Origin of the sequence: Pseudarthrobacter sp. NamE5, from assembly GCF_005796225.1 — a bacterium.
GTDB lineage: Bacteria > Actinomycetota > Actinomycetes > Actinomycetales > Micrococcaceae > Arthrobacter.
Map to the genome: position 1 here is coordinate 1 of NZ_VAHO01000063.1, position 258 is coordinate 258.

Annotated in this window: 1 protein-coding gene; it reads right to left on the bottom strand. The window is 65.9% G+C overall.

Translation table 11 applies throughout. From position 1 onward, the window contains the following. The coding region (locus FDW84_RS19085; protein WP_138611043.1) for a hypothetical protein at positions 1 to 180 on the bottom strand (180 nt) is incomplete at its 3' end. Positions 181 to 258: the final 78 nt, after the last annotated feature.

Consider the following 258-nt stretch of genomic DNA (forward strand, 5'->3'; position numbering starts at 1 on the left):
AGCGTCGGAGTTCTGGCTGGCCATGCCGGTTCCGTCCACGGTGGGGGACTGCAGGGTTCCTTGGTCAACGTCGGTTAGGGCGGCCACGCCGATCACATCATGGGACTGGTCTGCATCGTTGCCCGCGCCGCTGTCCACGCCATTCTTGTCCATGCCCTTGTCCACGCCATGGTTGCCCACACCGTCTTTGTGCGCGCCGTTCCTGGCCCCGCTGTCGGTTGCGGGTGTCCGGCGGTGGCAAGGGTTCCGGCGATGATG